The sequence below is a fragment of the Vibrio sinensis genome (genome assembly GCF_003605645.1).
GTDB lineage: Bacteria > Pseudomonadota > Gammaproteobacteria > Enterobacterales > Vibrionaceae > Vibrio > Vibrio sinensis.
The window spans coordinates 232,666-255,124 of sequence record NZ_QVMU01000003.1 but is presented as its reverse complement, the minus strand read 5'-3'; the positions used below and the strand labels follow the sequence as shown (position 1 = coordinate 255,124).

Sequence of the window (22,459 nt, the reverse complement as noted above, 5' to 3'; positions counted from 1 at the left end):
TACTTGGGTATTTTGCTTTTGAGAAAGAGAGTTGAATGGCGAGAGTTGTTTACAGAAGTTGCTTACTTTTGGACAGGTTGGTTATTCTCGAAGTAACGAACGTAATACCAATCAGCATAAGTCTTTGATCATTCTTGCTGATTAAAATCGCTGATAACGTTGTTGCAGATTTTGTAATTAGAATAACTAGTTAGCGGCAATCTGCGCCTAGTTCTAAGCGATTTTCCTTGCGCAATTTTCTGACCACTTACTTATCCTGATTGGTATAAAAAAGGCTTGGTATTTACCAAGCCTTTCTCATATCTAATAGGTGTTTGTATGCTTAGAACTTGTAGTTCGCTTGCACACCGATTAGCCAGATACTACCTGTTACTTCACCGTCAAATGAACCACCAAACATATCTGCACCTAAATCCGACTCAGACATTTTTGCATCTTTCGCAATGATGTAAGTGAAGCCAGCATCTAAGTTAAGTTGTTCTGACCATTGGTAACCTGCACCTAGGCTCAACCATAGGCGATCAGTTTCTGGAATAGTGGCGGTGCGATGTTCTTCACTCACTGCAGATGTATCATAAGCAACACCTGTACGTAGTGATAATTTGGAATTCATCTGGTAAGTAGAACCAATTGCAAAGCGGTAATTGTCTTCCCAGTTTTCTTCTTTGATTAATACAGGATCACTTCTATCTGATAAGTTAGCTTCTAACTTTTTGAAGCTGCTCCAATCTGTCCAGTTGATGCTAGTGTGAATCGCTAATTTATCAGTTAGCTGATGGAAACTAGCAAGTTCAGCAGTAGCTGGTAATGCAAGCTTCATTGAGCCTGGAATTTGAATATCATGCTTTGCAGGCTTAAATAGATTGAAACCAGCACCAGTAGCATGACCTTCAAGAGTTAAGTCAACCTCAGATTTGTAGGTAAAGCCAACGCGGTTAGCTTCATTGATTTGCCAAACAGAACCCACTTGCCAACCCCAAGCCGTATCTTCGCCTTCCATATATTTGAGGTTTGAACCTGGCTTAACTAATGGAATTTGGTTCTGAGGTGATGCTACTGCACCAAAGCTACCGTCAGCAGTGATGTAACGTACGCCACCACCAATGCTAACAGCGTTAGTTAGTTGATAAGCGGCATTTAGGTTTGCTTCTACAGAATAAACGCTCGCTTGGTTGCCGTGATTGGCAGCCGCAAAATCTTTGCCAAGGTCGGTTTCCATTCCGTAGTTGGTGCCTAAAGCAAAACCAATAGCAAATTTATCTGAGTATTTATGAGAAACATAGAAGTTTGGGATAACAGCATCGTGAGCAAAATCATCAGAGCTTGCTGGTAGTGCATTTTTGGCGTAAGTGCTTGTACCATTGATATCAATATTTGGGTTCACATAAATCGCACCAGTCGAAATTTGAGTACCTTCTAGGTAAGTCAGCAACGCTGGGTTACGCCATTGTGAGCTTGCATTGTCAGCCATTGCCGCTTCACCAGCGTACGCACGGCCTAAGCCTGTCGCTGAGTATTCTGCAAGCTGAAAGCCTGCTGCGTTAACGCTTGCTGACGTTGTTACCAAACCACAAGCCACTGCTAGTGACAGAAGAGTCTTATTCATTTTCATTATAATGTTCGCTGAATGTCGTTTTATATGGTGGCGAGATGATAGTTTTAGAGTTATTACTTTAGAAATGAAAAAGTCAAAATTGTGAGAATTTAGAATAAAATTCGACACAAAAATCATTTTAAAGTGAATAAATCTGGTTTAACAGGTCGAACCAGTCTCTTTTCGGCGTACATTTGTTATGTGAAACTTGTGTTTATATGTACGGATGTACGCTCAAATAGCGAAATGTGAGATATGTTTTTAGTGAAGAGAGATTGTGCGAGTGTTTTTAGATATAAAAAAGGCTGGAAAAACCAGCCTTTGAAGTTAGTTGCGTTCGCTTAAATTAGAAGCTGCGGCTGTATTGTAGGCCCATTAGGATTGCGTCAGCATGTGTTGTCGCTGTTAATGGACCAGCTGCAGTTTCACTTACTTCAACATCATCACCCATTAGGTAAGTGAAACCAAAGTCAACATTTGATGCTTCATTGATGTTGTATGTGAAGCCAGCCGATAGCCATTGGCGATCAGAATCAGGTACAGAGATTGAAGTTACTTGGTCTTGTGCGCTCGTGTCGTACATGTAACCTGCGCGTAGCGTCCAATCGCGGTTTAGATAGTAAGTACCACCAATTGCGTAGTGCCAACCATCTTGCCATTGGTAAGGCTTGTCATAAGAACCAGCCATACCGCCGATTGGTGAAGTTTGTAGATCTAAATTGCGGAATTCAATTTGATCGAAGTCACTCCAGCCAATGTACTGAATCGAGTAGTGGACCGCAAATTTAGTCTCTTCGATTTTGTGGAAACCAGAGAATTCAGCAATACTTGGTAAAGGCAGTGTAATTTTTTGGCCTTTATCATCTTCAGCTTCGAATTCTGGGCTGTAGTGGTACGCTAAACCAAAACGGTTATTTTCATCCACTTCATAAACCGTACCAACGTTAAAACCGAGTGCCCAACCATCAGCTTTATCCACATTTAGAAGGTTAACAGTTCCTTTCGAACCAGGAGCTGAACGCTTCATTGTACCTTGGCCATAGATGATGTCTAAACCAGCACCGAATGAAAGTTGCTCGTTAACACGGTAAGAGCCTGCTAGGCCAATATTGAAGCTTTTAACATCAGTTAAGCCACCATATACTTCAGCCGCGTAGTCATCAGCAAATTCAGTTTTGGTGCCAAAATTTGAGTAAAGGTCTACACCCCAAGCGAATTTGTCATTAACTGGAACGATAAGGTGGATGTTAGGTGCAATTGAAGTACCACCGACATCATCAGTATCAGCTACAGGTTGGCCAAAATACTTGGCATCTTTAACATCAATCAAAGAAGTGATGCTTTCGAAACCAACAGACAGTTCCATTTTGTCAAATAGTGCCATCGCTGCAGGGTTACGTGCCATTACAGAGGCGTTATCAGCGATAACTGCGTCACCAGCAAATGCACGGCCGATGCCGGTTGCTGATTGCGCATTAAGTTGGAAGCCAGCAGCAAGAGCTTGCTGAGAGGCTAGTGTAGTTGTTGCAATCGTCACTGCTAATAGTGATTTTTTAAACAGACGCGAGTTGTTCATTTTTGCTTTTTCCTTTTTATATATCGCCTCTAAATGGGCGTTACACTTGAGCAAATGCTCAGTGGGGCTGATCCTAGTCTGGAGTATAGAATAAACAAATCCGACCATTGCCAAATTTGAGGGGAAAATTAATGAAATGATGGTCATCTTGCAGGAAAAAGCTGGAAAACTAGCCTTTTTAGAGTCTATGCTCTACTTTTGCTTTAAAAAATTGGCCTGAAATTCATGTTCAGGCCTAATTTCTATATATTGCCGGGCTTTATAAGATTTGCGATTTTTTCGCTGATTTTAGCAACATCTTCACCTTTGTCGCCCACCAGAATTAAACTGGTATTGCCAATCGGTTCGATGACGCCAGACATCCCTTGTTGAGTAAAATCTTCCACTTTCTGACTCGTTTTGTTGGTCAAAAAGAGAGTGACCTTGCCTTTTTCACCTTGAAAAACCATATGCAGAGCATTGGAGTTGCCAAACCCACAGTGGTTTAAGTAATAGACATGGTATGGGAAGTTATGCCCTAGATGATGCTCAAAGGGTGACATCTTAGCGTTGATTTGTGCCACGCTCACTTGTTCATCAAGATTATCAATAAACGGTTGCTCTTCTAAAACGTGCTGTATTGCCGTATCGGCTAAGCTCGCTTGTGCAGGTGTAACAACAACATTTCCCCAGTTTACCTGTCCGACGAGTAAGCCAACGACAAAAGCGACGGAAGCGGCCATTGCCATTGAACGTTTAACAAAATCCGGTTTAATTACATTAGATTCCATTGATGAAGATTGATTGAACAAAATTCGGTCAACTAAATCTTCAGGAACGTCCACGTTCATCGCTTTGCTGATTTGTGCGTCAAGGTCGAAAATATCATCGGCAAATTTACTGTTTGCGTCATTGGTTTTTATCGCGTCCAAGAGATCAGCGTCACGCTGCTTTGGATCGGACATGATGCGGCGGCGAAATTCCAGTTCATCCATTTTGCTGCCCTCTATGATTGGTCTCAGAATCCAGTCTCTCTTTTAGCTGATTCCTCGCTCTGAAAAGACGCGTCATGACCGTGTTTTTGTTTAATCCTAATATCGTACTAATCTCATCCCCGCTAAAGCCACCAACGACCTGGAGAAAGAGAGGTTCACGATAATCCTCTTCAAGCTGCATAATTTGAGCATGAACCCACTCTGATTGGTGGTGGGCATCGTCGCTGACTTTAGCATCATTACCATAATCATCGATATCAACCAGATCAAATTGCTTGCGTTCAAAACGGCGAGCATTTTCTCGGCGTAATATTGTAATTAGCCAAGATTTTGCCGCTTTTTCATCTTGTAAACTGTCAAGAGACTTCCAAGCGCGTAGACAGGTTTCTTGAACCAGATCTTCCGCAATGGTTTTGTCTTTGCACAGCCAGTAGGCGTAGCGATAGAGATCTCGATGATAAGCTCGCACAAGAGCTTCATATTTTCTTTGTTTGTCCATATCCGAGTTGACCGGAGAGGTAGACTTTTTCTTTCCAAAAAATTGAATAATTGACACGTGAGCCTCCGATGGGCAGACAATTTAGTCACGTATTACTCATTATGAGTAGTTTTGACGGTTTGTAGCGATTCGGTTACCAAGCTATTAATGTTCGCGTTGTAGGTTGTAAAAGAAAGCGGAGCCAAAACCGCCTATTCGTACATTGATGGAGAAAACCAACCAAAAATTGATCTAATTCAAAAAGTGTCCAATAGGAGCCGTTATAGTACATCTTGTCGTCTAGTTAACCCTTGTGGTTGACAGTTGAGCAAGATGACACTTCCTTTTGAAGGCTGACTTTACTTTCTCCTAATCAGGAAACTGATTATTTCAATTGGCGTAAGTTAATTGCTTTATACATTCCGACCACACAATCTTGTGTGGTTTTTTTTTGCTGTTATTTTATTGCCGCCATTTTTTCCACTAATAACTATAGTGAATTATTAACACTCAGCAATCTTTATTCTCATACTATTCAACAAATTGATGAGTCTTGTAACCGCTCTGATTAATTGGCGATAAAGGTTTTGCGTAACGTTTGTCCTAACACTTCACTCTTGTCGTATTTTAATGATGAATTCCTATTATTGTTCTGGTTTTTTTTCTTTGGCTTTTTAGCACTTTGTTATGCGACATCACGTTTATTCAAACAGATGTTTGATTGAGTTAACAATATCGTTACAATCATTGAGGTCAGACCTCTTATTGTTAAGGAGATACAATGAGCAAGCAGGAAGTCATTACGCGTTCAGGAGAGCGTGTTGCAATCGTTGCAGGGTTGCGTACCCCGTTTGCGCGGCAGAGTACCGAATTTAGCCAAGTGCCAGCAGTTGACCTCGGCAAAATGGTTGTCAGTGAAATGTTGGCAAGAACTCAAATCGATCCTAAATTGATCGACCAACTGGTCTTTGGCCAAGTGGTTCAGATGCCTGAAGCACCGAATATCGCGCGTGAAATTGTACTGGGCACGGGAATGAACGTTCATACCGATGCTTATAGTGTTACTCGTGCTTGTGCGACGAGTTTTCAATCGGTCGTGAATGTAGCAGAAAGCATCATGGCGGGAACCGCGGATATTGGTATTGCTGGAGGGGCAGATTCATCATCTGTTCTACCAATTGGGGTATCAAAAACGTTGGCGGCGAATCTACTCGCTCTGAGTAAAACTAAGACGATGGGCCAAAAATTAAAATTATTAAAGACCCTCTCTTTTAAAGATCTGATGCCGGTTCCGCCAGCAGTTGCAGAATATTCCACTGGGCTTTCAATGGGCCAAACCGCGGAGCAGATGGCAAAGAGCCACGGCATTACACGTGCAGAGCAAGATGCGTTAGCTCACCGTTCACATACTTTGGCATCTCAAGCTTGGCGAGAGGGAAAAATTCACGATGAAGTGATGACAGCATTTCCAGCGCCTTATAAACAGTGGATTGCCGAAGATAACAATATTCGACATGACTCAACCCTCGAAGGTTACGCTAAATTAAGACCAGCATTCGATCGCCAGTTTGGTAGCGTGACAGCTGCAAACAGTACGCCATTAACTGATGGTGCAGCCGCGATCATGCTTATGCGCGAGGGGCGAGCAAAAGAGTTAGGTTTGGAAATTCTTGGCTACGTTCGTTCTTATGCGTTTTCTGCTATCGGTGTAGAAAAAGATATGTTGATGGGGCCATCATTTGCAACGCCAATCGCACTTGATCGTGCAGGTATTACGCTGGCCGATCTTACCTTGATTGATATGCATGAAGCATTCGCTGCGCAAGCGCTATCGAACGTTAAAATGTTCGCGAGTGATAAATTTGCCCAAGAGCACCTTGGACGAGCATCGGCGATTGGTGAAATTGATATGGATAAGTTCAACGTTCTTGGTGGCTCTATTGCTTACGGACACCCATTTGCCGCAACAGGTGCACGTATGATTACCCAGACGTTAAGAGAGTTAAAACGCAGAGGTGGCGGTTTAGCGCTAAATACCGCCTGTGCTGCTGGTGGACTGGGTGCGGCGATGATCTTGGAGGTTGAATAATGACGGAACTTAAAGCATTTAACCTAAGTGTTGATGAGCAGAATATCGGGTGGTTATCGATAGATGTTCCCGGCGAACGTATGAATACGTTACAAGCAACGTTCGCAGAAGAGATACAAGTGATTTTTGCCCAGCTCGAAGAGCAAAAATCGCAGCTTAAAGGATTGATTATTCATTCATTAAAGCCAGATAATTTTATTGCTGGCGCTGATGTTCGCATGCTTGATGCCTGTCAATCTGCTCAAGAAGCAGAAGATTTGGCTCGTCAAGGGCAAGTTATGTTCCAGACGCTAGCAGATTTCCCATTTCCAGTGGTCGCGGCTATCCATGGCCCTTGTCTTGGTGGTGGGTTAGAGCTTGCTCTATCGTGTGATTACCGCGTTTGTAGTGATGCTGATATTACGCGTTTGGGCTTACCTGAAGTTCAGCTAGGACTGTTACCCGGTTCGGGTGGTACACAACGTCTTCCACGTTTGATCGGTTTACTTCCAGCTCTTGATTTGATTTTGACGGGCAAACAGCTACGAGCCAAAAAAGCGAAAAAATTGGGTGTAGTGGATGCCTGTGTTCCTGAGTCCATTTTGCTTGACGTTGCTCAGCAATATATTGCTAAACATGAGAGTCGCCGTAAGCAAAAAGTGTCAACTAAAGAGAAGCTAATGTCGCACACTGGGCTTGGGCGTAAAGTTATCTTTGAACAGGCAGCTAAGAAAACCAAAGAACAAACGAGAGGCAATTACCCCGCGGCGGATGCGATCCTTGATGTGATCAAATATGGGTTGGAGCATGGCTTTAAGAAAGGACTAGAACAGGAAGCCTCTTGTTTTGGTCAATTAGTGATGACACCAGAATCAAAAGCACAGCGTTCAATCTTCTTTGCTATGACAGAAATGAAGAAAGAACACGGTGCAGAAGCAAAGCCATTAGCCATTGAACGTGTCGGTGTGTTGGGCGGCGGTCTCATGGGCGCGGGGATTAGCCATGTCAGTGTGGCCAAAGCTAAAGTACCTACACGGATTAAAGACGTCTCCAATGATGGGGTTTTAAATGCTTTAAATTACAACTATAAGTTGTTTGATAAGCAAAGAAAACGCCGTATTTTGAGCCGAGCTGATCTGCAAAGTAAGATGCTACAACTCTCTGGTGGTATTGATTTTACCAGCTTTGAGCGCATCGACTTGGTTGTTGAAGCCGTATTTGAAGATCTCGAATTGAAGCAAAAAATGGTTGCCGATATCGAGGAGAACACCTCACATGATACGATTTTCGCTACCAATACCTCATCTTTACCTATTCATAAGATTGCTCAGTACGCGCAACGACCAGAAAATGTAGTTGGTTTGCATTACTTTAGCCCGGCAGAAAAAATGCCATTGGTTGAAGTGATTCCCCACGAAACGACATCGGAGCAAACCATTTCAACCGTGGTTGAATTTGCTCGTAAGCAGGGTAAAACGCCGATTGTCGTTAAAGATTGTGCTGGGTTTTATGTCAATCGCATCTTAGCTCCTTATATGAATGAAGCTGCTCAAGTCCTGATGGGTGGTGAGCCTATCGAACATCTTGACATGGCGTTGTTAAATTTTGGGTTCCCTGTCGGGCCAATTACTTTGCTTGATGAAGTGGGTGTCGATGTTGGTTCGAAAATCATGCCGATACTTGTTCAAGAATTAGGCGAACGTTTCCAAGGCCCCGATGTCTTTGACACTTTGCTAAACGATGGCCGTAAAGGTCGTAAGAGTGGTAAAGGTTTCTATGAATACAAAGGTAAGAAAAAGCAGGTAGATAAAAGCGTTTACCAATTGCTTAGCTTAACGCCGGAAGCTTCACTTTCAGAACAAGATATTGCATGGCGTTGTGTGTTACCCATGCTGAATGAAGCGGTACGATGCTTAGATGAGGGGATTATCCGAAGTCCAAGAGACGGTGATATTGGTGCTATTTTTGGCATCGGCTTCCCTCCATTCTTAGGTGGCCCATTCCGTTGCATTGATCAAATAGGTGTTCGTGAAGTTGTCGCTAAAATGAATGAACATGCACAGAAATACGGTGATCGCTTTGCACCTTGTGATGGTTTGTTAACTCGAGCTGAGCTGGGACATAGTTTCTATTAGTTGATAGAAAATAGAGTAGATAGAAAACCATAATAGAGATGGTTTGTAATAAGTGTGCGGCGGGCTTTTTAGCTCGCCGTTCTTTTATCTTTTTAAAGAGTAGACATATTTACTGAATGAAAAACGTTAAAAGTGTGAAGCAGCTAGATAAGTGACTAGTTGCGTTTGTCGTCAGTAAAAAGAAACTTTAAGATAGCGTTGGTGTACTAGTTGAGTAGGACAAGGAGTTTCAATGAAGAATACATTTGAACATGCGTTACCTAACGCTCAAGGATATTTCGGCGAATATGGCGGGAGCTTTATTCCTGAAGAGTTACAAAAAGTGATGGATGACATCAATACGGCTTACAATGAATGTCGTCAAGACCCTGAATTTCAAAGTGAATTGGCTCGTCTTTATAAGCACTTTGTTGGTCGACCTAGCCCTATTTTTCATGCTGAAAACCTTTCCAAGAAATACGGTACACCGATTTACTTAAAACGTGAGGATCTAAACCATACTGGGGCTCACAAAATTAACCACTGTTTAGGCGAAGCTCTTATTGCCAAAAAAATGGGTAAGCAGAAGCTGATTGCAGAAACTGGGGCGGGTCAACATGGGGTTGCACTTGCCACAGCAGCAGCTTTAGTTGGTTTGGAGTGTGATATCTACATGGGCGAAGTGGATATCGCGAAAGAGCACCCAAATGTCGTGCGAATGCGTATTCTAGGTGCCAACGTGATTCCAGCGACACATGGACGTAAAACATTAAAAGAAGCGGTTGATGCAGCGTTTGAAGCGTATTTAAAAGACCCAATTAATCAGTTATATGCAATCGGTTCGGTTGTTGGTCCACATCCTTTCCCGATGATGGTTCGTGATTTCCAATCCATCATTGGTAATGAAGCTCGCGTTCAATTTCAAGAAATGACCGGTACCTTGCCAGATAATTTGGTGGCGTGTGTGGGTGGTGGCTCTAATGCGATGGGATTATTTACTGCGTTTCTAGAGGATAAGTCAGTCGCCATTCATGGTGTTGAGCCTGCAGGGCGATCTTTAACACAGGTTGGTGAGCATGCGGCCACTTTAAGTTTAGGTGAGCCTGGTGTGATGCACGGCTTTAAATCTTATATGTTGAAAGATGAGCAAGGTGAACCACAATTGGTTCATTCGGTGGCGAGTGGTTTAGATTACCCGTCAGTTGGCCCACAACATAGTTATCTTAAAGATTCAGGTCGAGTCCAATATGGTACCGCCAATGATCAAGAAGCGATTGATGCGTTTTTTGAGCTGTCTCGTTGTGAGGGCATCATTCCTGCGATTGAATCAGCACATGCGGTTGCTTACGCGATTAAACTGGCACAGCAAGGTGAACAAGGCTCGATTTTATTAAACTTATCGGGTCGTGGTGATAAAGATATCGACTTTGTGGTGGAAAACTATGGCTGTGATTATGGTATCGAAAGCTTGATTTAAGTTCGAGTGTTCCGCTAAATTTTGACGAATCAAGCCAGTGCCATGACGCTGGCTTTTTTGATCACATTTTTAACACTTTATATTAATGATGAGTTATTTAGTCTTCGTAGCATGGCGGGTTTATAGATAGAATCGCTTAAGGAGCACAAATCTGTACCGGTACTATACCCAAGTGTTTCGAAGTTACATGGGATAAGAGTCTGAATACAAGTAATTAATAAATAGAACTAAAAGTCGGTAAGGAATTCAAATGGATGCATTAGATCTGCTGCTAAATCGTCGCTCAATCGCTAAGTTATCGCAGCCGGCTCCCGAGGGTGTTGTTCTTGAAAATATTATACGTGCTGGTTTAAGAGCGCCTGATCATGCGGGATTAACACCGTGGCGATTTGTTATTGCCCAAGGAGAGGGCTTACATAAGCTGTCTGATATTCTGGTTCGGGCTGCGGTGGCTGAGAAAAGTGAAGAGGCCATTGTTGAGAAAGTTAAAAAAGCGCCGTATCGAGCACCGATGGTGATTACAGTAATTGCTAAAGTGACACCACATGAAAAAGTTCCTGTCATTGAGCAACACTTATCCGCAGGCTGCGCGGTTCAAGCGATGCAAATGGCAGCGGTTGCTCAAGGTTTTCAAGGCTTTTGGCGTTCAGGGAAGTGGATGTTCAATGATGAAGTAAGGCAAGCATTTCAACTACAAGGTCAGGATGAGATCGTTGGTTTTCTTTATTTAGGTACTGCGGGTTGCAGTGCAATGAAGGTTCCGGATCGAGATTTGAGTCGCTTCGTTGAGTATCTGTAAAAAAAATGCCTACTTTTCAGTAGGCATTTTTTTTACAGGCCAGCAAATTAATGGATGTTGTAAGCAATGACGAAGTCAATGAACAAACGAACTTTTTCTGGCAAGTGATCTTTATGGTTGTACAGCATGTAAATATCACGAGGGTTAGCACTCCAGTCGGCTAACACCTGAACCAAGCTACCGTCGGCAATGAACTCTTTAATCATGACGTCAGGCATCAATGTGATCCCTAAACCGTCTGAGCAAGCGTTGCGCACGACGTTAAGCGCATTGGCTTCAAATCGACCTTGATCGTTATTAATAATGCTTTCGCCACTTTCATTCATCAGTTGCCACTTCATTAGTGGGTGGCCTTTTAGCAGCGAGTGGCTATGGAGATCTTCAGCATGCTTAGGCGCTGGATGCGCTTGTAAGTATTCAGGGCTTGCGATCAGAATATCTTTTACTGAGCTGATTTTACGTGCAATGAGACTGGAATCTCTTTGCGGACCAACGCGGAAAATAACATCCCATTCAGTTGGATCGAGTTGATCGGCATGATTGCTGGTGGTGAGTTCAATATAAATATCAGGAAACTGTTTCATGAACTCAGAGAACATCGGCATCATCATACGCTTGGTCAGGTTTGATGGGGCTGAAATTCTAATCTTACCAGCAGCACCACGACAGTCGTCGGTAATTTCTTCAGCGGTTATAGATAGGCGTTGTAATAGTGGAGAGCACTCGTTATAGAAGCGTTCGCCTGCCTCAGTTAATGTTAGCTTCCTTGCATGGCGATTGAGTAGCCTCAGGTTCAGCGAGTCCTCCAATGCTTGGATACGTCTTGTAATAGTTGCAACAGGGATCGAGGTTTTTCGGGACGTTGCAGTGTAGCTCCCATTTTCGACAACTAAGCGAAACAGGTTTAGATCATCTAATTTCATCGGCTAGGACACACTTTTTTACGATTTTAACTAATTTATATTGATATCAAATGCTAAAAGTTGAGTCACGTCAACAAGTCACGCAATCTTTCACATTTCATACATATAGTATGCAACAAGCCTGCACAGGGGAAGATTTGTATAAATGGCTTTTCCAGACTATTTTTGAATGAGTCATTTAAAATAATTTATAAAAATAATAATAAACAATTCAGGTCCCTCCTGAAGTTGTGTGAGGCGTAGGTGTATGTATAAGCTTTATCAGACAGCCACATTACCATCTGCAGATCGGTCTATTCAAGAAAAACGAATCGCATTGATCGATGATGACCCTATTTTTCGTTGTATCACGAGTGAATATTTGAAGGCTCAAGGCTATCTTGTGCATGAAGCTAATGACGGGCTGGAAGGGCTACGAGTGATTCGAGACGTCAGTCCAGAGCTTGTAATTTGTGATTTATCTATGCCTGTAATGGATGGTATCGAATTAGTAGCGGAAATCAGTTTGGAATATCCGTCCTTGCCCGTCATCGTCGTATCCGCGACCGATGAAATGTCCGATGTGGCTCAAGCTTTAAAATTTGGCATAAAAGATTTTCTACCCAAACCCATCAGTAATTTTGGCAATCTTGGTAAAGCGATAGAAAGTACCCTCCACGATGCTGATAATTACTTGTGCGACCAGCGTGATTTTTCTAGTCAGTGGTTTCGTATCGATAGTGGTGATATGCCCGAGGATCAAGAGCTGCACTGGCATCTCGAATATTTACAAAATAACCCTAACGCAGCTAAAGATCTTCTTCATGCATTGTTACCAGAGAAAGACACAGCTCAAGGGCAATGGAAATGTGCTTATCGGTTGTTGCAATCGACTGATACCATGCCGTTGATTTTTGATTATGCATGGCTAATGAATGGTCAATTCATCTTCTACCTTGTTGATTCTCAAAATGAGACCAATAATGGTGTAGCGGCAACTTTATTGGTGCGAGCGCTGTTCAATGACTACTTGCGAAATTTGAAATCGTTTAATGCTGATCTCAAAGATATTGCTGAGCTACTAGAAAATGGCATGAGTTGCATGGCGAGTGCAGATCCAGTCAGATCACTATTTGGGTTAGCTGATTTGAGTGAGGGGACATTAGATATTTTACCTGCTGGTTTGCAAGCTCAATGGGCTGGTTCGGGTAAAAATAAACATATTTTTGCTGGTAATCTATTGGGATCCCAGAGCCTAAAAAATGCAGTGGTCAAGGATCTGCCTATCCATGAAAGCTGCAAGTTAACGATGAGCCGACTTGGTTCAAGCAGTTTTAGCTTTGATATTTATCGTAATAGAATCACCTAATCGGTCAGTGTAACCGTTTCGTAATGAGCGTAGGCTCTTGGTGATGCCGACAAACAGTATCAACCAACAAGTAACAGAATTAATAATAATGGCGTTTATACGATGGTATGTTCCCTGAAACGGTAAACGATGTTTGGACATTTAGAGATCACGCTTTTGTTATAACCCTATTTTTCATCCGTGTTTAACCGTGATTGTCTCGGGTATAGTAAATGGCTGAAACAATAATAAAGCATTTAAGTAACCAGTTATTAACTTATGCAGTAGTTCATCAATCAGCGATTCAAAGAGAAGCAAACCATGGCAGACAAAGATTTTAAAGAACCTTATAATGTATTTTACTTTTTAGGATTTATTGCAGTCCTTCTGATCCCAACCCTTCCCGCAACACTGACTTGGATTCGAGTGATGAAAGGGTATGCTGGTTTTTAAATACCTTACTGGAGCTTGCCATCAGTATTCGTAAACTCGGTTTAAATATTGTTGGCGGCTTGAGCTTATGCCTCGGTTTTTTGGGTATATTTCTTCCTGTCCTCCCTACAACTCCATTCGTACTCCTCGCTAGTGCATGCTTTATGCGCAGCAGCCCTAAGTTTCACAACTGGTTAATCCAACATAAAACCTTTGGTCCGATCATCGATAATTGGTCTCAGCACCGTGCGGTAAGTATCAAAGTCAAACAACGTGGCATTTTGGTTATGGTGGCCAGTTTTTGTTTTTCAATTTGGATCGTCCCTCAAGTTTGGCTAAAGATTAGCCTAGTTCTTATGATGGTGGTTTTGGTTACTTGGTTTTCTCGCTTACCAGTGGTCGAGTGCCTTGCTGACAGAGAAGAAAATCACTAAGATTGAAGGGAAGTGTGCCTGCTCTTCGAGCGGGCGTTTGTTTTTTCAGCACAATAGACCAAGCATTTTGTCGGAAGTCCTATTTTCTACGAATGAATACGTTGTTGTGTCGAGAGCCATTACATTGGACTGATAGCCACTTATGTTGTTAGACAGGGCCAAATGAATTCAAGTATAGAGTTATGACTACTGAAACAATCGCATTGATCAAATCAAGCATCAAGAGCATTCCAGATTATCCTAAAGCGGGTATTTTGTTCCGCGACGTAACTAGCCTAATGGAAGATGCACAAGCATACCGAGCAACTATCCAACTGCTTGTTGAAAAGTACAAAGATATGGGCTTCACAAAAGTAGTGGGTACAGAAGCACGTGGTTTCTTGTTTGGTGCACCTCTTGCTCTTGAACTGGGTGTTGGTTTTGTGCCAGTACGTAAACCGGGTAAACTGCCACGTAAGACGATTGCTCAAACTTACGAGCTAGAGTACGGCGTTGATACGTTAGAAATCCATGTCGATGCGATTTCTGAGGGCGACAAAGTATTAATGGTTGATGACTTACTAGCAACCGGCGGTACGATTGAAGCAACAACTAAATTGATCCGTCAGTTGGGTGGTGTTGTCGATCACGCTGCATTCGTTATCAATCTGCCAGAAATTGGTGGTGACAAACGTTTAGAGGCATTAGGCCTAAACGTTTACAGCATTTGTGAGTTTGACGGTCATTAATCGGAAGTTTTCATGAGTTATCTTGCCTTAGCGCGAAAATGGCGTCCGACCAAGTTTAAAGAAGTGGTTGGCCAAGCCCATGTATTAACCGCATTAGAAAATGCCTTGGCACAAAATCGTCTGCATCACGCGTACCTATTTAGTGGGACGCGAGGTGTGGGTAAAACGTCTATTGGGCGTTTGTTTGCTAAAGGACTGAATTGCGAAACGGGCATTACTGCGACTCCGTGTGGAGAGTGTGCGACGTGTAAAGAGATCGATGAAGGTCGTTTTGTTGACTTACTCGAGATCGATGCTGCGTCACGTACCAAAGTTGAAGATACTCGTGAATTACTCGATAACGTCCAGTACAAACCTGCTCGTGGTCGATTTAAAGTTTATCTGATTGATGAAGTTCACATGCTCTCGCGTCACAGCTTTAACGCGTTACTGAAAACGCTTGAAGAGCCGCCTGAGTATGTGAAATTTATATTGGCTACGACGGATCCTCAAAAGCTTCCTGTGACTATTTTGTCACGATGCCTACAGTTTCATCTAAAACCTATCAGCGTTGATGTTATTCGTGAGCAGCTTGAAAATATTCTCTCTAAAGAGAATGTTACGGCGGAAAACAGAGCCTTAGGCATGATAGCTCATGCGGCTGATGGCAGTATGCGAGATGCGCTTAGCCTCACCGACCAAGCAATTGCGTTGGGTAATGGCGTCGTTGAAACGGATCTTGTTACTCAAATGCTTGGGACCTTAGATACGGACCAAGCGATTCATCTACTCGAAGCGATCAGCGCGAAAGATCCGCAAGCGGTGCTCGATAGCGTTCAGAAACTTGCGCAAAATGGCGTAGAGTGGGATGGGTTGTTACAACAATTAGCGACACAGTTACACCGTTTAGCTATGTACCAAGCGTTGCCATCAACATTAGACAATACACAACCTGATGCTGAAAAAGTGACGCTATTGGCTCGTGCGCTTTCTCCAGAAGATGTTCAGCTTTACTATCAAATTGCTCTAAAAGGTCGTCAAGATTTACCAATGGCGCCATCTGAGCGAATTGGATTAGAGATGGTTATGCTGCGTATGTTAGCGTTTCGCCCTGTCACTAATGTGCAGGCAAACGTCATATCGACGCAAACGAATGTAACTCAAGTAAGCGCTAGTCAAGCAAATACCACTCAAGTTAACGCGACTCAAGTTCATGCTGCTCAACGTCAACCAATCCAAGGGGCTACCCAAGGGACAGTTGCAGGGCATCAACCAGCGTCAACAATGGCTCAACCTAGTGTTCATCAAGCTCCGTCAGCACCAAGAGCGGCGACTCAAAGCGCTCCTGTTTATAATGAACCGCCACAGTATCAGGCTCATTCATCGATGCCGTCTGATGTGGGACAACCAGATTACGATATGATGCCACCAGAGCATCTATCCAATGAATATCAAAGTATGCCGACGTATTCAGAGAATACGCCGCCGGCAACTCAGGCTATTCCCACTCAAGAGCGTGTGCAAGTTACGACGCGTTCAACGTCTCCGGCCAGTGGTTTAAGGCATCAACTGCGATCGCAACGTAACGGTTTGTCTAATGCGTCAAGCCAAGCAGCGAGCAGTCAAACATCAAAAAAGGTTAATGCGGCATCTGCAAAGTCAGAATCTGTTCTTGAACGTGTAGCACAAAAGCACGGCAAGGCAGGGCAGGTGTCGCCAAAACACTTTGCTCAGCATCAGCAAGTTCCCGATTCAAGTAAAGATGAAGCTTATCGATGGAAAGCTTCTTTGCCACAAGAAAGCGTTGTGGTTCAAGAGCTAACGCCAACGCAGCTAAAGCGAGCATTGGAGCACGAAAAAACGCCAGAGATGGCGGAAAAATTGTTGCAAGAAAGTGTCGCGCAAGACTCTTGGTCTGCTTTAGTACAGTCCCTTGATACAGCAAAGCTTACTCAACAGTTGGCATTAAATTCATACTACGAGAAAAATGGATCGTCGATTCTGTTAACATTGCGCCCTCAGCAAGCTCATTTGAATACTGAGCGTGCTCAAGGTGAACTGCTTGATGCTCTGAACCGAGTATTAGGTGAAGAGTGTCATCTGTCAGTGACTGTCGGCGACCAAGGTGAAACGCCGTTAGAGCTGCGTGAAAAACTCTATCAGACAAAACTAAAAACGGCATTTAGTAGTCTAGCGTCGGATGAGAACGTTAATTTCATTCAACGCCGTTTTGCTGCTGAGTTAGACAACGATAGTGTAAGACCGATTTAATCTACGAAATTGGGTTGAATTTTATCTGTTCAGCCCCATTTAATAACGAAACAAGCTAACTAATCAGAGAGATAATCATGTTTGGTAAAGGCGGTATGGGCAACCTGATGAAGCAAGCCCAGCAAATGCAAGATCGCATGCAAAAGCTTCAAGAAGAAATCGCAAATATGGAAATCACAGGTGAGTCAGGTGCTGGCCTAGTGAAAGTAACTATCACTGGTAGCCACAGCGTTCGTCGTGTTGAAATTGACGAAAGCTTGATGGAAGACGACAAAGAGATGCTTGAAGATCTTATCGCAGCGGCATTTAACGATGCAGCGCGTCGCGTTGAAGAAACGCAAAAAGAAAAAATGGCATCAGTGACTGGCGGTATGCAATTACCACCAGGCATGAAAATGCCATTCTAATCGAGTAGGTATTTAATGCGCACCAGTCATATGCTGGAGCAATTAATGGAGGCCTTACGTTGCTTACCTGGGGTTGGTCCTAAGTCTGCACAACGTATGGCCTTTTATTTGTTACAGCGCGATAGAAAAGGTGGATTACAACTGGCCGAGTCATTGAATCATGCAATGACAGAAATAGGCCATTGTAACGAGTGCCGAACGTTCACTGAAGAAGATACTTGTCATATCTGTACTAATCCTAAACGACAGGAAAATGGTCAGATTTGTGTGGTGGAAAGCCCAGCAGATATCGCTGCGGTGGAAGCAACTGGGCAATATTCTGGACGTTACTTCGTGTTGATGGGACACCTATCACCACTTGATGGTATCGGTCCAAGCGATATCGGCCTTGATGTGCTGGATTATCGTTTACGTCGTGGTGATGTGAGCGAAGTTATCTTAGCAACCAACCCAACGGTGGAGGGCGAAGCGACGGCTCACTATATTGCCGATCTTTGTCGTGAACACCAAGTGGTTGCTAGTCGCATTGCACATGGCGTTCCTGTCGGTGGAGAGTTAGAGCTCGTTGATGGGACGACTTTGTCTCACTCATTACTTGGTCGTCATAGGCTGTAATGTGCTTTCAGTGCTAGCTGACTGACATCAGTGCATATTGAAATATATTCAATTGTTTGAAGTCATTGAGATAAACAAAGCCGTTCTTATTATCGAACGGCTTTTTTGTCTCTTCAATTTGTCTCTTTTATTTCAATACGCTCTATATTGGTTGAGTTTTAAGTGATTTATCAATCGCTTCGTCCACTCAACAGTGACTTATAGATAAGAGCACCTAAAATAGCGCCAATAATAGGAGCAACCCAGAACAACCACAGCTGGCTAATCGCCCAATCACCCACGTAAACCGCGACCCCTGTACTTCGAGCAGGGTTAACAGATGTGTTCGTGACCGGAATAGAAATGAGATGGATAAGAGTTAAACAAAGACCGATCGCGATGGGTGCAAAACCTTGTGGAGCTCGAGAATCCGTTGCCCCCATGATGACGATCAGGAACATCATGGTCATAACGATTTCAGTTACGAGTGCAGAGGTTAAATTGTAATGCCCTGGTGAGTGTTCGCCGTAACCATTGGCTGCAAATCCAGAGGCTGCGACATCAAACCCTGCTTGCCCTGAAGCGATAACCGCTAAGACCCCACCGGCAATGATACCGCCAATCAGTTGAGCTACGATGTAAGGAATAACATCTTTAGCTTCAAATCGACCACCGACCCATAAACCAAGAGTAATGGCAGGGTTGAGGTGACAACCTGAAATATGACCGATAGCAAAAGCCATGGTGAGGACGGTGAGACCGAATGCAAAGGCAACACCGAGTAGCCCAATACCAACTTCGGGAAAACCAGCAGCTAGAACGGCGCTACCACAACCGCCAAGTACGAGCCAAAATGTACCGAATGCTTCTGCAATATATTTATTCATGAGGGTTCCTGCTTTTTAATAGAAACACCCTTGAACATAGTCGACAAATAGCGTCGCTACAAAAATTCTATGACTAAGATAAAACGAATGGCATGTAGGAATCGAATATGAGACTAAGTGAGTTGCTCTAGTTCAGTAATGTTGTCGAGAGCTTCTTGATTAGTTGAACCACAAACAATTGGGCAGGCCTTAAAGTCGTGACATACTTTTGGACGCTCAGGCTGACCAAAAAGTTTACACAAATTATTGTCATTTAGTTGGATGCATCGAACGCCCGCAGGCTTGCCATTTGGCATACCGGGGATCGATGACGAAATACTTGGAGCAATGCAGCAAGCACCACAGCCTAATCGGCAGTCCATAATGAAGCCTCTTGAAAAAATAAGGAGGCTATTATCAGTATTTTGTTTGAGAATGGAAGTGTTGTGCAGAAAACTCTTATTCAGAGCGGCTACTACAGAGAGAATACAACTGAGAGTTGGGGCAGGTGAAACCTAATGGCTTCACCCTATAATACTGCGTAAATGGGGCTAGCCCCTTAAAAAACGATTGTAGATGAACAACAAAACGAAAGCGCCAATCGTCGCCGTGATGATACTACCTATATTGATGCCATCGGCACCACCAAAACCAAGAAAGCCTCCAAGCCAGCCGCCGACAAACGCGCCCCCAATACCTAGAGCCATCGTTGCGATCCAGCCACCACCATCATTGCCGGGCATTAGCCATTTTGCCAATGCACCTGCGATTAACCCGAGTATGATCCATGAAATGATGCCCATGCTGTTACCTTTGAAGTTGAAAAACACTTTATAAGAATAGAACAGCTATACATAAGTGACTTCAAGATACGAGATTTCGAGTAGAGTAACGAGGTGTTAGGGTTTAGACAAACTTATCCTGTGGGCTTGCACTTTTTTTTTGGTAGCGGTATAAAACGCACCCTTATCCCGATAACGTAGTACGAGTTTATGAGCACACCCTATTGGCAAAGTAAAAAACTAGAACAGATGACAGAAGAAGAGTGGGAAGGACTCTGCGATGGCTGTGGTAAGTGCTGTTTACATAAACTGATGGATGAGGATACTGATGAGATCTATTACACCAACGTTGCGTGTAGTTGGTTAAACAGTAAGACTTGTTCTTGTAAAGATTATATAAATCGTTTTACCTCAGGAGAGGAGTGCACCAAGCTCACTCGTGAGGATATTGATGACTTTAATTGGTTGCCACATACGTGTGCTTATCGATTATTGGCAGCTGGCGAACCATTACCAGAATGGCACCCTCTAATTACGGGCTCAAAGTCTGAAATGCACAAAGCTGGCGAAAGTGTTCGTGACAAAGTCGTGTATGAAATCGATGTCGTCAATTGGGAAGACCACATTTTGAATCATCCTAATCGCGCTTAATTGAGCTTTGCAGACTTACTACTCACCTTGAGTAGTAAGTCTTTGTTTTCTTGTTTGATACTTCACTCCCCACGCTCCCACACCTCTTTTTAAATTCAAGCGTCCTCAAATTTCAGTATTTCTCTTATGCGTCAAAAATAACCTATTGTTATTGAACTGCATCTGACATTTTTATTTGTACTGCCAGTGTAAACTAAGTCATTCGTGAGTGTTATTTACACTCAACCCAATGAAGGAACAGGTAAAATGACGTTTATCGCACGATTTTATGATCACTTTAAATCTTATGTGACTGTATTGATGATTGCGCTGGCGATCTCTATTGCAGGAAGCGCTTTTGCAGAGCAAGAATCACCGCCATCAATAAGTAAAACGGAGCAAGCAATTGCTGCTGTAAATAACGAGATTAAACAATTATCAGAAAGCTTAGAGCAAGCTAGCGGTGATGAGCGAGATGCGATTCAGTTACAACTATTCCAAAAAAATGAAGCACTACGTGAGCAGCTCTCCTCTGCTATTAAGCGTGACGTTATCCCTAAAAAGCAACTGATTGCTCAAGTCAAAATTCAGCAGAAGTATTCGGAAGGCGCGACGGCTTATCTAGAAGAGAAAATCAAAGCATTGAATGAGGCGATTGATACAGCCAAGGATGATGAGAAACTCTCTTTGCTTAACAGCTATCAAGAGCTGCAGCATTACCTAGACTCGGTATACGAGGGGCGCTGGCAGAACTTAAATTGGTTAAAACAGTTAGGAGTTCAAGATAAAGTTGCTGAAGCAACATTAAGTGATCTCGTTGCAAGCCGAATGCGGTTACTGTCGGCATCCGTGGAATATTTTAACCAACAGGTAGGTATTGTTGATAAGCAAGTTACCGCTAGCCCAGAATCCGAGAAAGCGACTTTACAACTAAGCCAGTTAATCATTAAACAACGCTTAGGGATTGCAACTGACAGTTTACGTTCATTGATCACCATCGCTGATAAGATGGGAATTGAAACCTCAGAATATAAGCGTCTGATATTTGAAGTGACCGGGAATATTACTCACGACATTCTCAATTCAAAGGTGATCCTTTCCATATTGAGCCATTGGTCCAATTCCGCGTTCGATTGGATTGGCCAAAACGCACCACAACAATTATTCCAGCTGTTTGTTTTCGCTCTTATCTTGCTGGTGGCTCGATCTCTTGCCAAATTGACACGTAAGGTCGTTGCCAAAGCCGTTACCTCTAAAAACCTGAAGTTTTCCCAATTGATGCAGGACTTTTTTGTTTCGATGTCGGGGAATATCGTATGGGTGATTGGTATCTTAATCGGGCTATCGCAAATCGGTCTGAACTTAGCTCCGGTGCTGACGGGTTTCGGTATTGCCGGGGTGATTGTTGGTTTTGCGTTGCAAGATACACTGTCTAATTTCGCTGCGGGTATGATGCTACTGATTTATCGTCCATTTGATGTTGGTGATTTTGTCTACGCTGGCGGTGTTGATGGCAAGGTGAGCCACATGAGCTTAGTCAATACCACGATTCGTACCTTTGATAACCAAATCATCATTGTGCCGAACAGTAAAATATGGGGAGATGTTATCAAGAATGTCACTCATGAACGTATTCGTCGTGTTGATATGGTGTTTGGTATTGGATACAGCGATGATTTGCTTCAAGCTGAAGCCGTTCTAATCGATATTATCACCTCTCACCCCTCGGTATTACGTACACCTGAGCCGATGATTAAGGTACATACGCTGAATACCTCTTCCGTTGATTTCATTGTTCGACCATGGGTGAAAACAGAGGATTACTGGGATGTGTATTGGGATGTCACTAAAGAAGTAAAACTAAGGTTTGACCGAGAGGGTATTTCAATTCCATTCCCTCAACAGGATGTTCACTTACACATGGTTCAGCAAGATGCTAAATAAAGTAAAAAGTAAAAAGTAAAAAGTAAAAAGCTAAGCAAGTCAGATAGTTTGATTTAAAGTGC

The 22,459-nt window shown here is 43.1% G+C and carries 21 protein-coding genes; 13 read left to right on the top strand and 8 right to left on the bottom strand.

The window, feature by feature from the left end; all coding sequences use genetic code 11:
- Positions 1-322: 322 nt before the first annotated feature.
- From DZ860_RS06165 to DZ860_RS06150, 4 genes are all read right to left on the bottom strand, one after another.
- A complete protein-coding gene (locus DZ860_RS06165) occupies positions 323-1,612 on the bottom strand; it encodes an outer membrane protein transport protein (protein WP_120030042.1) in 1,290 nt (429 codons plus the stop codon).
- Positions 1,613-1,940: 328 nt separating this feature from the next.
- Complete coding sequence (locus DZ860_RS06160; protein ID WP_120030041.1) at positions 1,941-3,170, bottom strand: outer membrane protein transport protein; 1,230 nt, start codon at positions 3,168-3,170, stop codon at positions 1,941-1,943.
- Positions 3,171-3,412: 242 nt separating this feature from the next.
- The gene (locus DZ860_RS06155) at positions 3,413-4,144 is read right to left on the bottom strand and encodes a DUF3379 domain-containing protein (protein ID WP_120030040.1); all 732 of its coding nucleotides are present in this window, start codon (positions 4,142-4,144) and stop codon (positions 3,413-3,415) included.
- Positions 4,137-4,643, bottom strand: coding sequence for a sigma-70 family RNA polymerase sigma factor (locus tag DZ860_RS06150; protein ID WP_439333102.1), 507 nt, complete (start codon positions 4,641-4,643; stop codon positions 4,137-4,139). The genes DZ860_RS06155 and DZ860_RS06150 overlap by 8 nt, the downstream gene beginning before the upstream one ends.
- Positions 4,644-5,403: 760 nt before the next feature.
- On the opposite strand from DZ860_RS06150, the gene fadI reads away from it, so the two are divergent.
- From fadI to DZ860_RS06130, 4 genes are all read left to right on the top strand, one after another.
- Entirely contained in the window at positions 5,404-6,711 is a 1,308-nt protein-coding gene (gene fadI, locus DZ860_RS06145; RefSeq protein ID WP_120030038.1) for an acetyl-CoA C-acyltransferase FadI, read from the top strand.
- The gene (fadJ, locus tag DZ860_RS06140; RefSeq protein ID WP_120030037.1) at positions 6,711-8,825 is read left to right on the top strand and encodes a fatty acid oxidation complex subunit alpha FadJ; all 2,115 of its coding nucleotides are present in this window, start codon (positions 6,711-6,713) and stop codon (positions 8,823-8,825) included. Before fadI ends, fadJ begins: the two co-directional genes overlap by 1 nt.
- Positions 8,826-9,057: 232 nt before the next feature.
- Positions 9,058-10,281 carry a tryptophan synthase subunit beta gene (gene trpB / locus DZ860_RS06135; RefSeq protein ID WP_120030036.1) on the top strand — a complete coding sequence of 408 codons (1,224 nt, stop codon included), beginning with the start codon at positions 9,058-9,060 and terminating at the stop codon, positions 10,279-10,281.
- Positions 10,282-10,531: 250 nt separating this feature from the next.
- Positions 10,532-11,080: an NAD(P)H nitroreductase gene (locus DZ860_RS06130; protein WP_120030035.1), complete on the top strand. Its 549-nt coding sequence runs from the start codon at positions 10,532-10,534 to the stop codon at positions 11,078-11,080.
- Between the two features lie 47 nt (positions 11,081-11,127).
- On the opposite strand, the gene DZ860_RS06125 is transcribed toward DZ860_RS06130, so the two are convergent.
- Positions 11,128-12,003 carry a LysR family transcriptional regulator gene (locus tag DZ860_RS06125; protein ID WP_120030034.1) on the bottom strand — a complete coding sequence of 292 codons (876 nt, stop codon included), beginning with the start codon at positions 12,001-12,003 and terminating at the stop codon, positions 11,128-11,130.
- A gap of 247 nt (positions 12,004-12,250) precedes the next feature.
- Between DZ860_RS06125 and DZ860_RS06120 the strand changes: the two genes are divergently transcribed.
- The 7 genes from DZ860_RS06120 (at position 12,251) to recR (ending at position 18,196) form a co-directional block, all read left to right on the top strand.
- Positions 12,251-13,351 carry a response regulator gene (locus tag DZ860_RS06120; RefSeq protein WP_120030033.1) on the top strand — a complete coding sequence of 367 codons (1,101 nt, stop codon included), beginning with the start codon at positions 12,251-12,253 and terminating at the stop codon, positions 13,349-13,351.
- A 300-nt stretch (positions 13,352-13,651) separates the two neighbouring features.
- Positions 13,652-13,783 carry a hypothetical protein gene (locus DZ860_RS24875; RefSeq protein ID WP_120030032.1) on the top strand — a complete coding sequence of 44 codons (132 nt, stop codon included), beginning with the start codon at positions 13,652-13,654 and terminating at the stop codon, positions 13,781-13,783.
- Positions 13,784-13,830: 47 nt separating this feature from the next.
- The gene (locus DZ860_RS06110) at positions 13,831-14,196 is read left to right on the top strand and encodes a YbaN family protein (RefSeq protein ID WP_165862858.1); all 366 of its coding nucleotides are present in this window, start codon (positions 13,831-13,833) and stop codon (positions 14,194-14,196) included.
- Positions 14,197-14,378: 182 nt separating this feature from the next.
- Positions 14,379-14,924: an adenine phosphoribosyltransferase gene (gene apt / locus DZ860_RS06105; protein WP_120030031.1), complete on the top strand. Its 546-nt coding sequence runs from the start codon at positions 14,379-14,381 to the stop codon at positions 14,922-14,924.
- A 12-nt stretch (positions 14,925-14,936) separates the two neighbouring features.
- Positions 14,937-17,174, top strand: a complete 2,238-nt coding sequence (gene dnaX, locus DZ860_RS06100) for a DNA polymerase III subunit gamma/tau (RefSeq protein ID WP_120030030.1) — start codon at positions 14,937-14,939, stop codon at positions 17,172-17,174.
- Between the two features lie 77 nt (positions 17,175-17,251).
- Positions 17,252-17,581 carry a YbaB/EbfC family nucleoid-associated protein gene (locus tag DZ860_RS06095; RefSeq protein ID WP_120030029.1) on the top strand — a complete coding sequence of 110 codons (330 nt, stop codon included), beginning with the start codon at positions 17,252-17,254 and terminating at the stop codon, positions 17,579-17,581.
- 15 nt (positions 17,582-17,596) lie between these two features.
- On the top strand, positions 17,597-18,196 hold the full coding sequence (gene recR, locus DZ860_RS06090; protein WP_120030028.1) for a recombination mediator RecR: 600 nt from the start codon (positions 17,597-17,599) through the stop codon (positions 18,194-18,196).
- A 170-nt stretch (positions 18,197-18,366) separates the two neighbouring features.
- On the opposite strand, the gene aqpZ is transcribed toward recR, so the two are convergent.
- The 3 genes from aqpZ to DZ860_RS06075 all read right to left on the bottom strand — a co-directional run bounded on the left by aqpZ (position 18,367) and on the right by DZ860_RS06075 (position 19,844).
- A complete protein-coding gene (gene aqpZ / locus DZ860_RS06085; protein WP_120030027.1) occupies positions 18,367-19,062 on the bottom strand; it encodes an aquaporin Z in 696 nt (231 codons plus the stop codon).
- A gap of 113 nt (positions 19,063-19,175) precedes the next feature.
- The gene (locus DZ860_RS06080; RefSeq protein WP_120030026.1) at positions 19,176-19,424 is read right to left on the bottom strand and encodes a YkgJ family cysteine cluster protein; all 249 of its coding nucleotides are present in this window, start codon (positions 19,422-19,424) and stop codon (positions 19,176-19,178) included.
- Between the two features lie 168 nt (positions 19,425-19,592).
- Positions 19,593-19,844 carry a GlsB/YeaQ/YmgE family stress response membrane protein gene (locus DZ860_RS06075; RefSeq protein ID WP_120030025.1) on the bottom strand — a complete coding sequence of 84 codons (252 nt, stop codon included), beginning with the start codon at positions 19,842-19,844 and terminating at the stop codon, positions 19,593-19,595.
- A 189-nt stretch (positions 19,845-20,033) separates the two neighbouring features.
- Between DZ860_RS06075 and DZ860_RS06070 the strand changes: the two genes are divergently transcribed.
- Both DZ860_RS06070 and DZ860_RS06065 read left to right on the top strand, forming a co-directional pair.
- The gene (locus DZ860_RS06070) at positions 20,034-20,474 is read left to right on the top strand and encodes a YcgN family cysteine cluster protein (RefSeq protein WP_120030024.1); all 441 of its coding nucleotides are present in this window, start codon (positions 20,034-20,036) and stop codon (positions 20,472-20,474) included.
- Between the two features lie 246 nt (positions 20,475-20,720).
- Positions 20,721-22,397, top strand: a complete 1,677-nt coding sequence (locus DZ860_RS06065) for a mechanosensitive ion channel family protein (RefSeq protein ID WP_439333099.1) — start codon at positions 20,721-20,723, stop codon at positions 22,395-22,397.
- Positions 22,398-22,459 lie beyond the last annotated feature (62 nt).

Bases quoted from the DNA above. Each gene is read 5' to 3' on its own strand.
- DZ860_RS06120 (WP_120030033.1), top strand. From the start codon at position 12,251: ATGTATAAGCTTTATCAGACAGCCACATTACCATCTGCAGATCGGTCT.
- recR (WP_120030028.1), top strand. From the start codon at position 17,597: ATGCGCACCAGTCATATGCTGGAGCAATTAATGGAGGCCTTACGTTGC.
- DZ860_RS06155 (WP_120030040.1), bottom strand. From the start codon at position 4,144: ATGGATGAACTGGAATTTCGCCGCCGCATCATGTCCGATCCAAAGCAG.
- trpB (WP_120030036.1), top strand. From the start codon at position 9,058: ATGAAGAATACATTTGAACATGCGTTACCTAACGCTCAAGGATATTTC.
- DZ860_RS06095 (WP_120030029.1), top strand. From the start codon at position 17,252: ATGTTTGGTAAAGGCGGTATGGGCAACCTGATGAAGCAAGCCCAGCAA.
- DZ860_RS06080 (WP_120030026.1), bottom strand. From the start codon at position 19,424: ATGGACTGCCGATTAGGCTGTGGTGCTTGCTGCATTGCTCCAAGTATT.
- aqpZ (WP_120030027.1), bottom strand. From the start codon at position 19,062: ATGAATAAATATATTGCAGAAGCATTCGGTACATTTTGGCTCGTACTT.
- DZ860_RS06125 (WP_120030034.1), bottom strand. From the start codon at position 12,003: ATGAAATTAGATGATCTAAACCTGTTTCGCTTAGTTGTCGAAAATGGG.
- DZ860_RS06130 (WP_120030035.1), top strand. From the start codon at position 10,532: ATGGATGCATTAGATCTGCTGCTAAATCGTCGCTCAATCGCTAAGTTA.
- DZ860_RS06165 (WP_120030042.1), bottom strand. From the start codon at position 1,612: ATGAAAATGAATAAGACTCTTCTGTCACTAGCAGTGGCTTGTGGTTTG.
- DZ860_RS06065 (WP_439333099.1), top strand. From the start codon at position 20,721: ATGACGTTTATCGCACGATTTTATGATCACTTTAAATCTTATGTGACT.
- fadJ (WP_120030037.1), top strand. From the start codon at position 6,711: ATGACGGAACTTAAAGCATTTAACCTAAGTGTTGATGAGCAGAATATC.
- DZ860_RS06160 (WP_120030041.1), bottom strand. From the start codon at position 3,170: ATGAACAACTCGCGTCTGTTTAAAAAATCACTATTAGCAGTGACGATT.
- DZ860_RS06070 (WP_120030024.1), top strand. From the start codon at position 20,034: ATGAGCACACCCTATTGGCAAAGTAAAAAACTAGAACAGATGACAGAA.
- DZ860_RS24875 (WP_120030032.1), top strand. From the start codon at position 13,652: ATGGCAGACAAAGATTTTAAAGAACCTTATAATGTATTTTACTTTTTA.
- DZ860_RS06075 (WP_120030025.1), bottom strand. From the start codon at position 19,844: ATGGGCATCATTTCATGGATCATACTCGGGTTAATCGCAGGTGCATTG.
- DZ860_RS06150 (WP_439333102.1), bottom strand. From the start codon at position 4,643: ATGGACAAACAAAGAAAATATGAAGCTCTTGTGCGAGCTTATCATCGA.
- apt (WP_120030031.1), top strand. From the start codon at position 14,379: ATGACTACTGAAACAATCGCATTGATCAAATCAAGCATCAAGAGCATT.
- fadI (WP_120030038.1), top strand. From the start codon at position 5,404: ATGAGCAAGCAGGAAGTCATTACGCGTTCAGGAGAGCGTGTTGCAATC.
- dnaX (WP_120030030.1), top strand. From the start codon at position 14,937: ATGAGTTATCTTGCCTTAGCGCGAAAATGGCGTCCGACCAAGTTTAAA.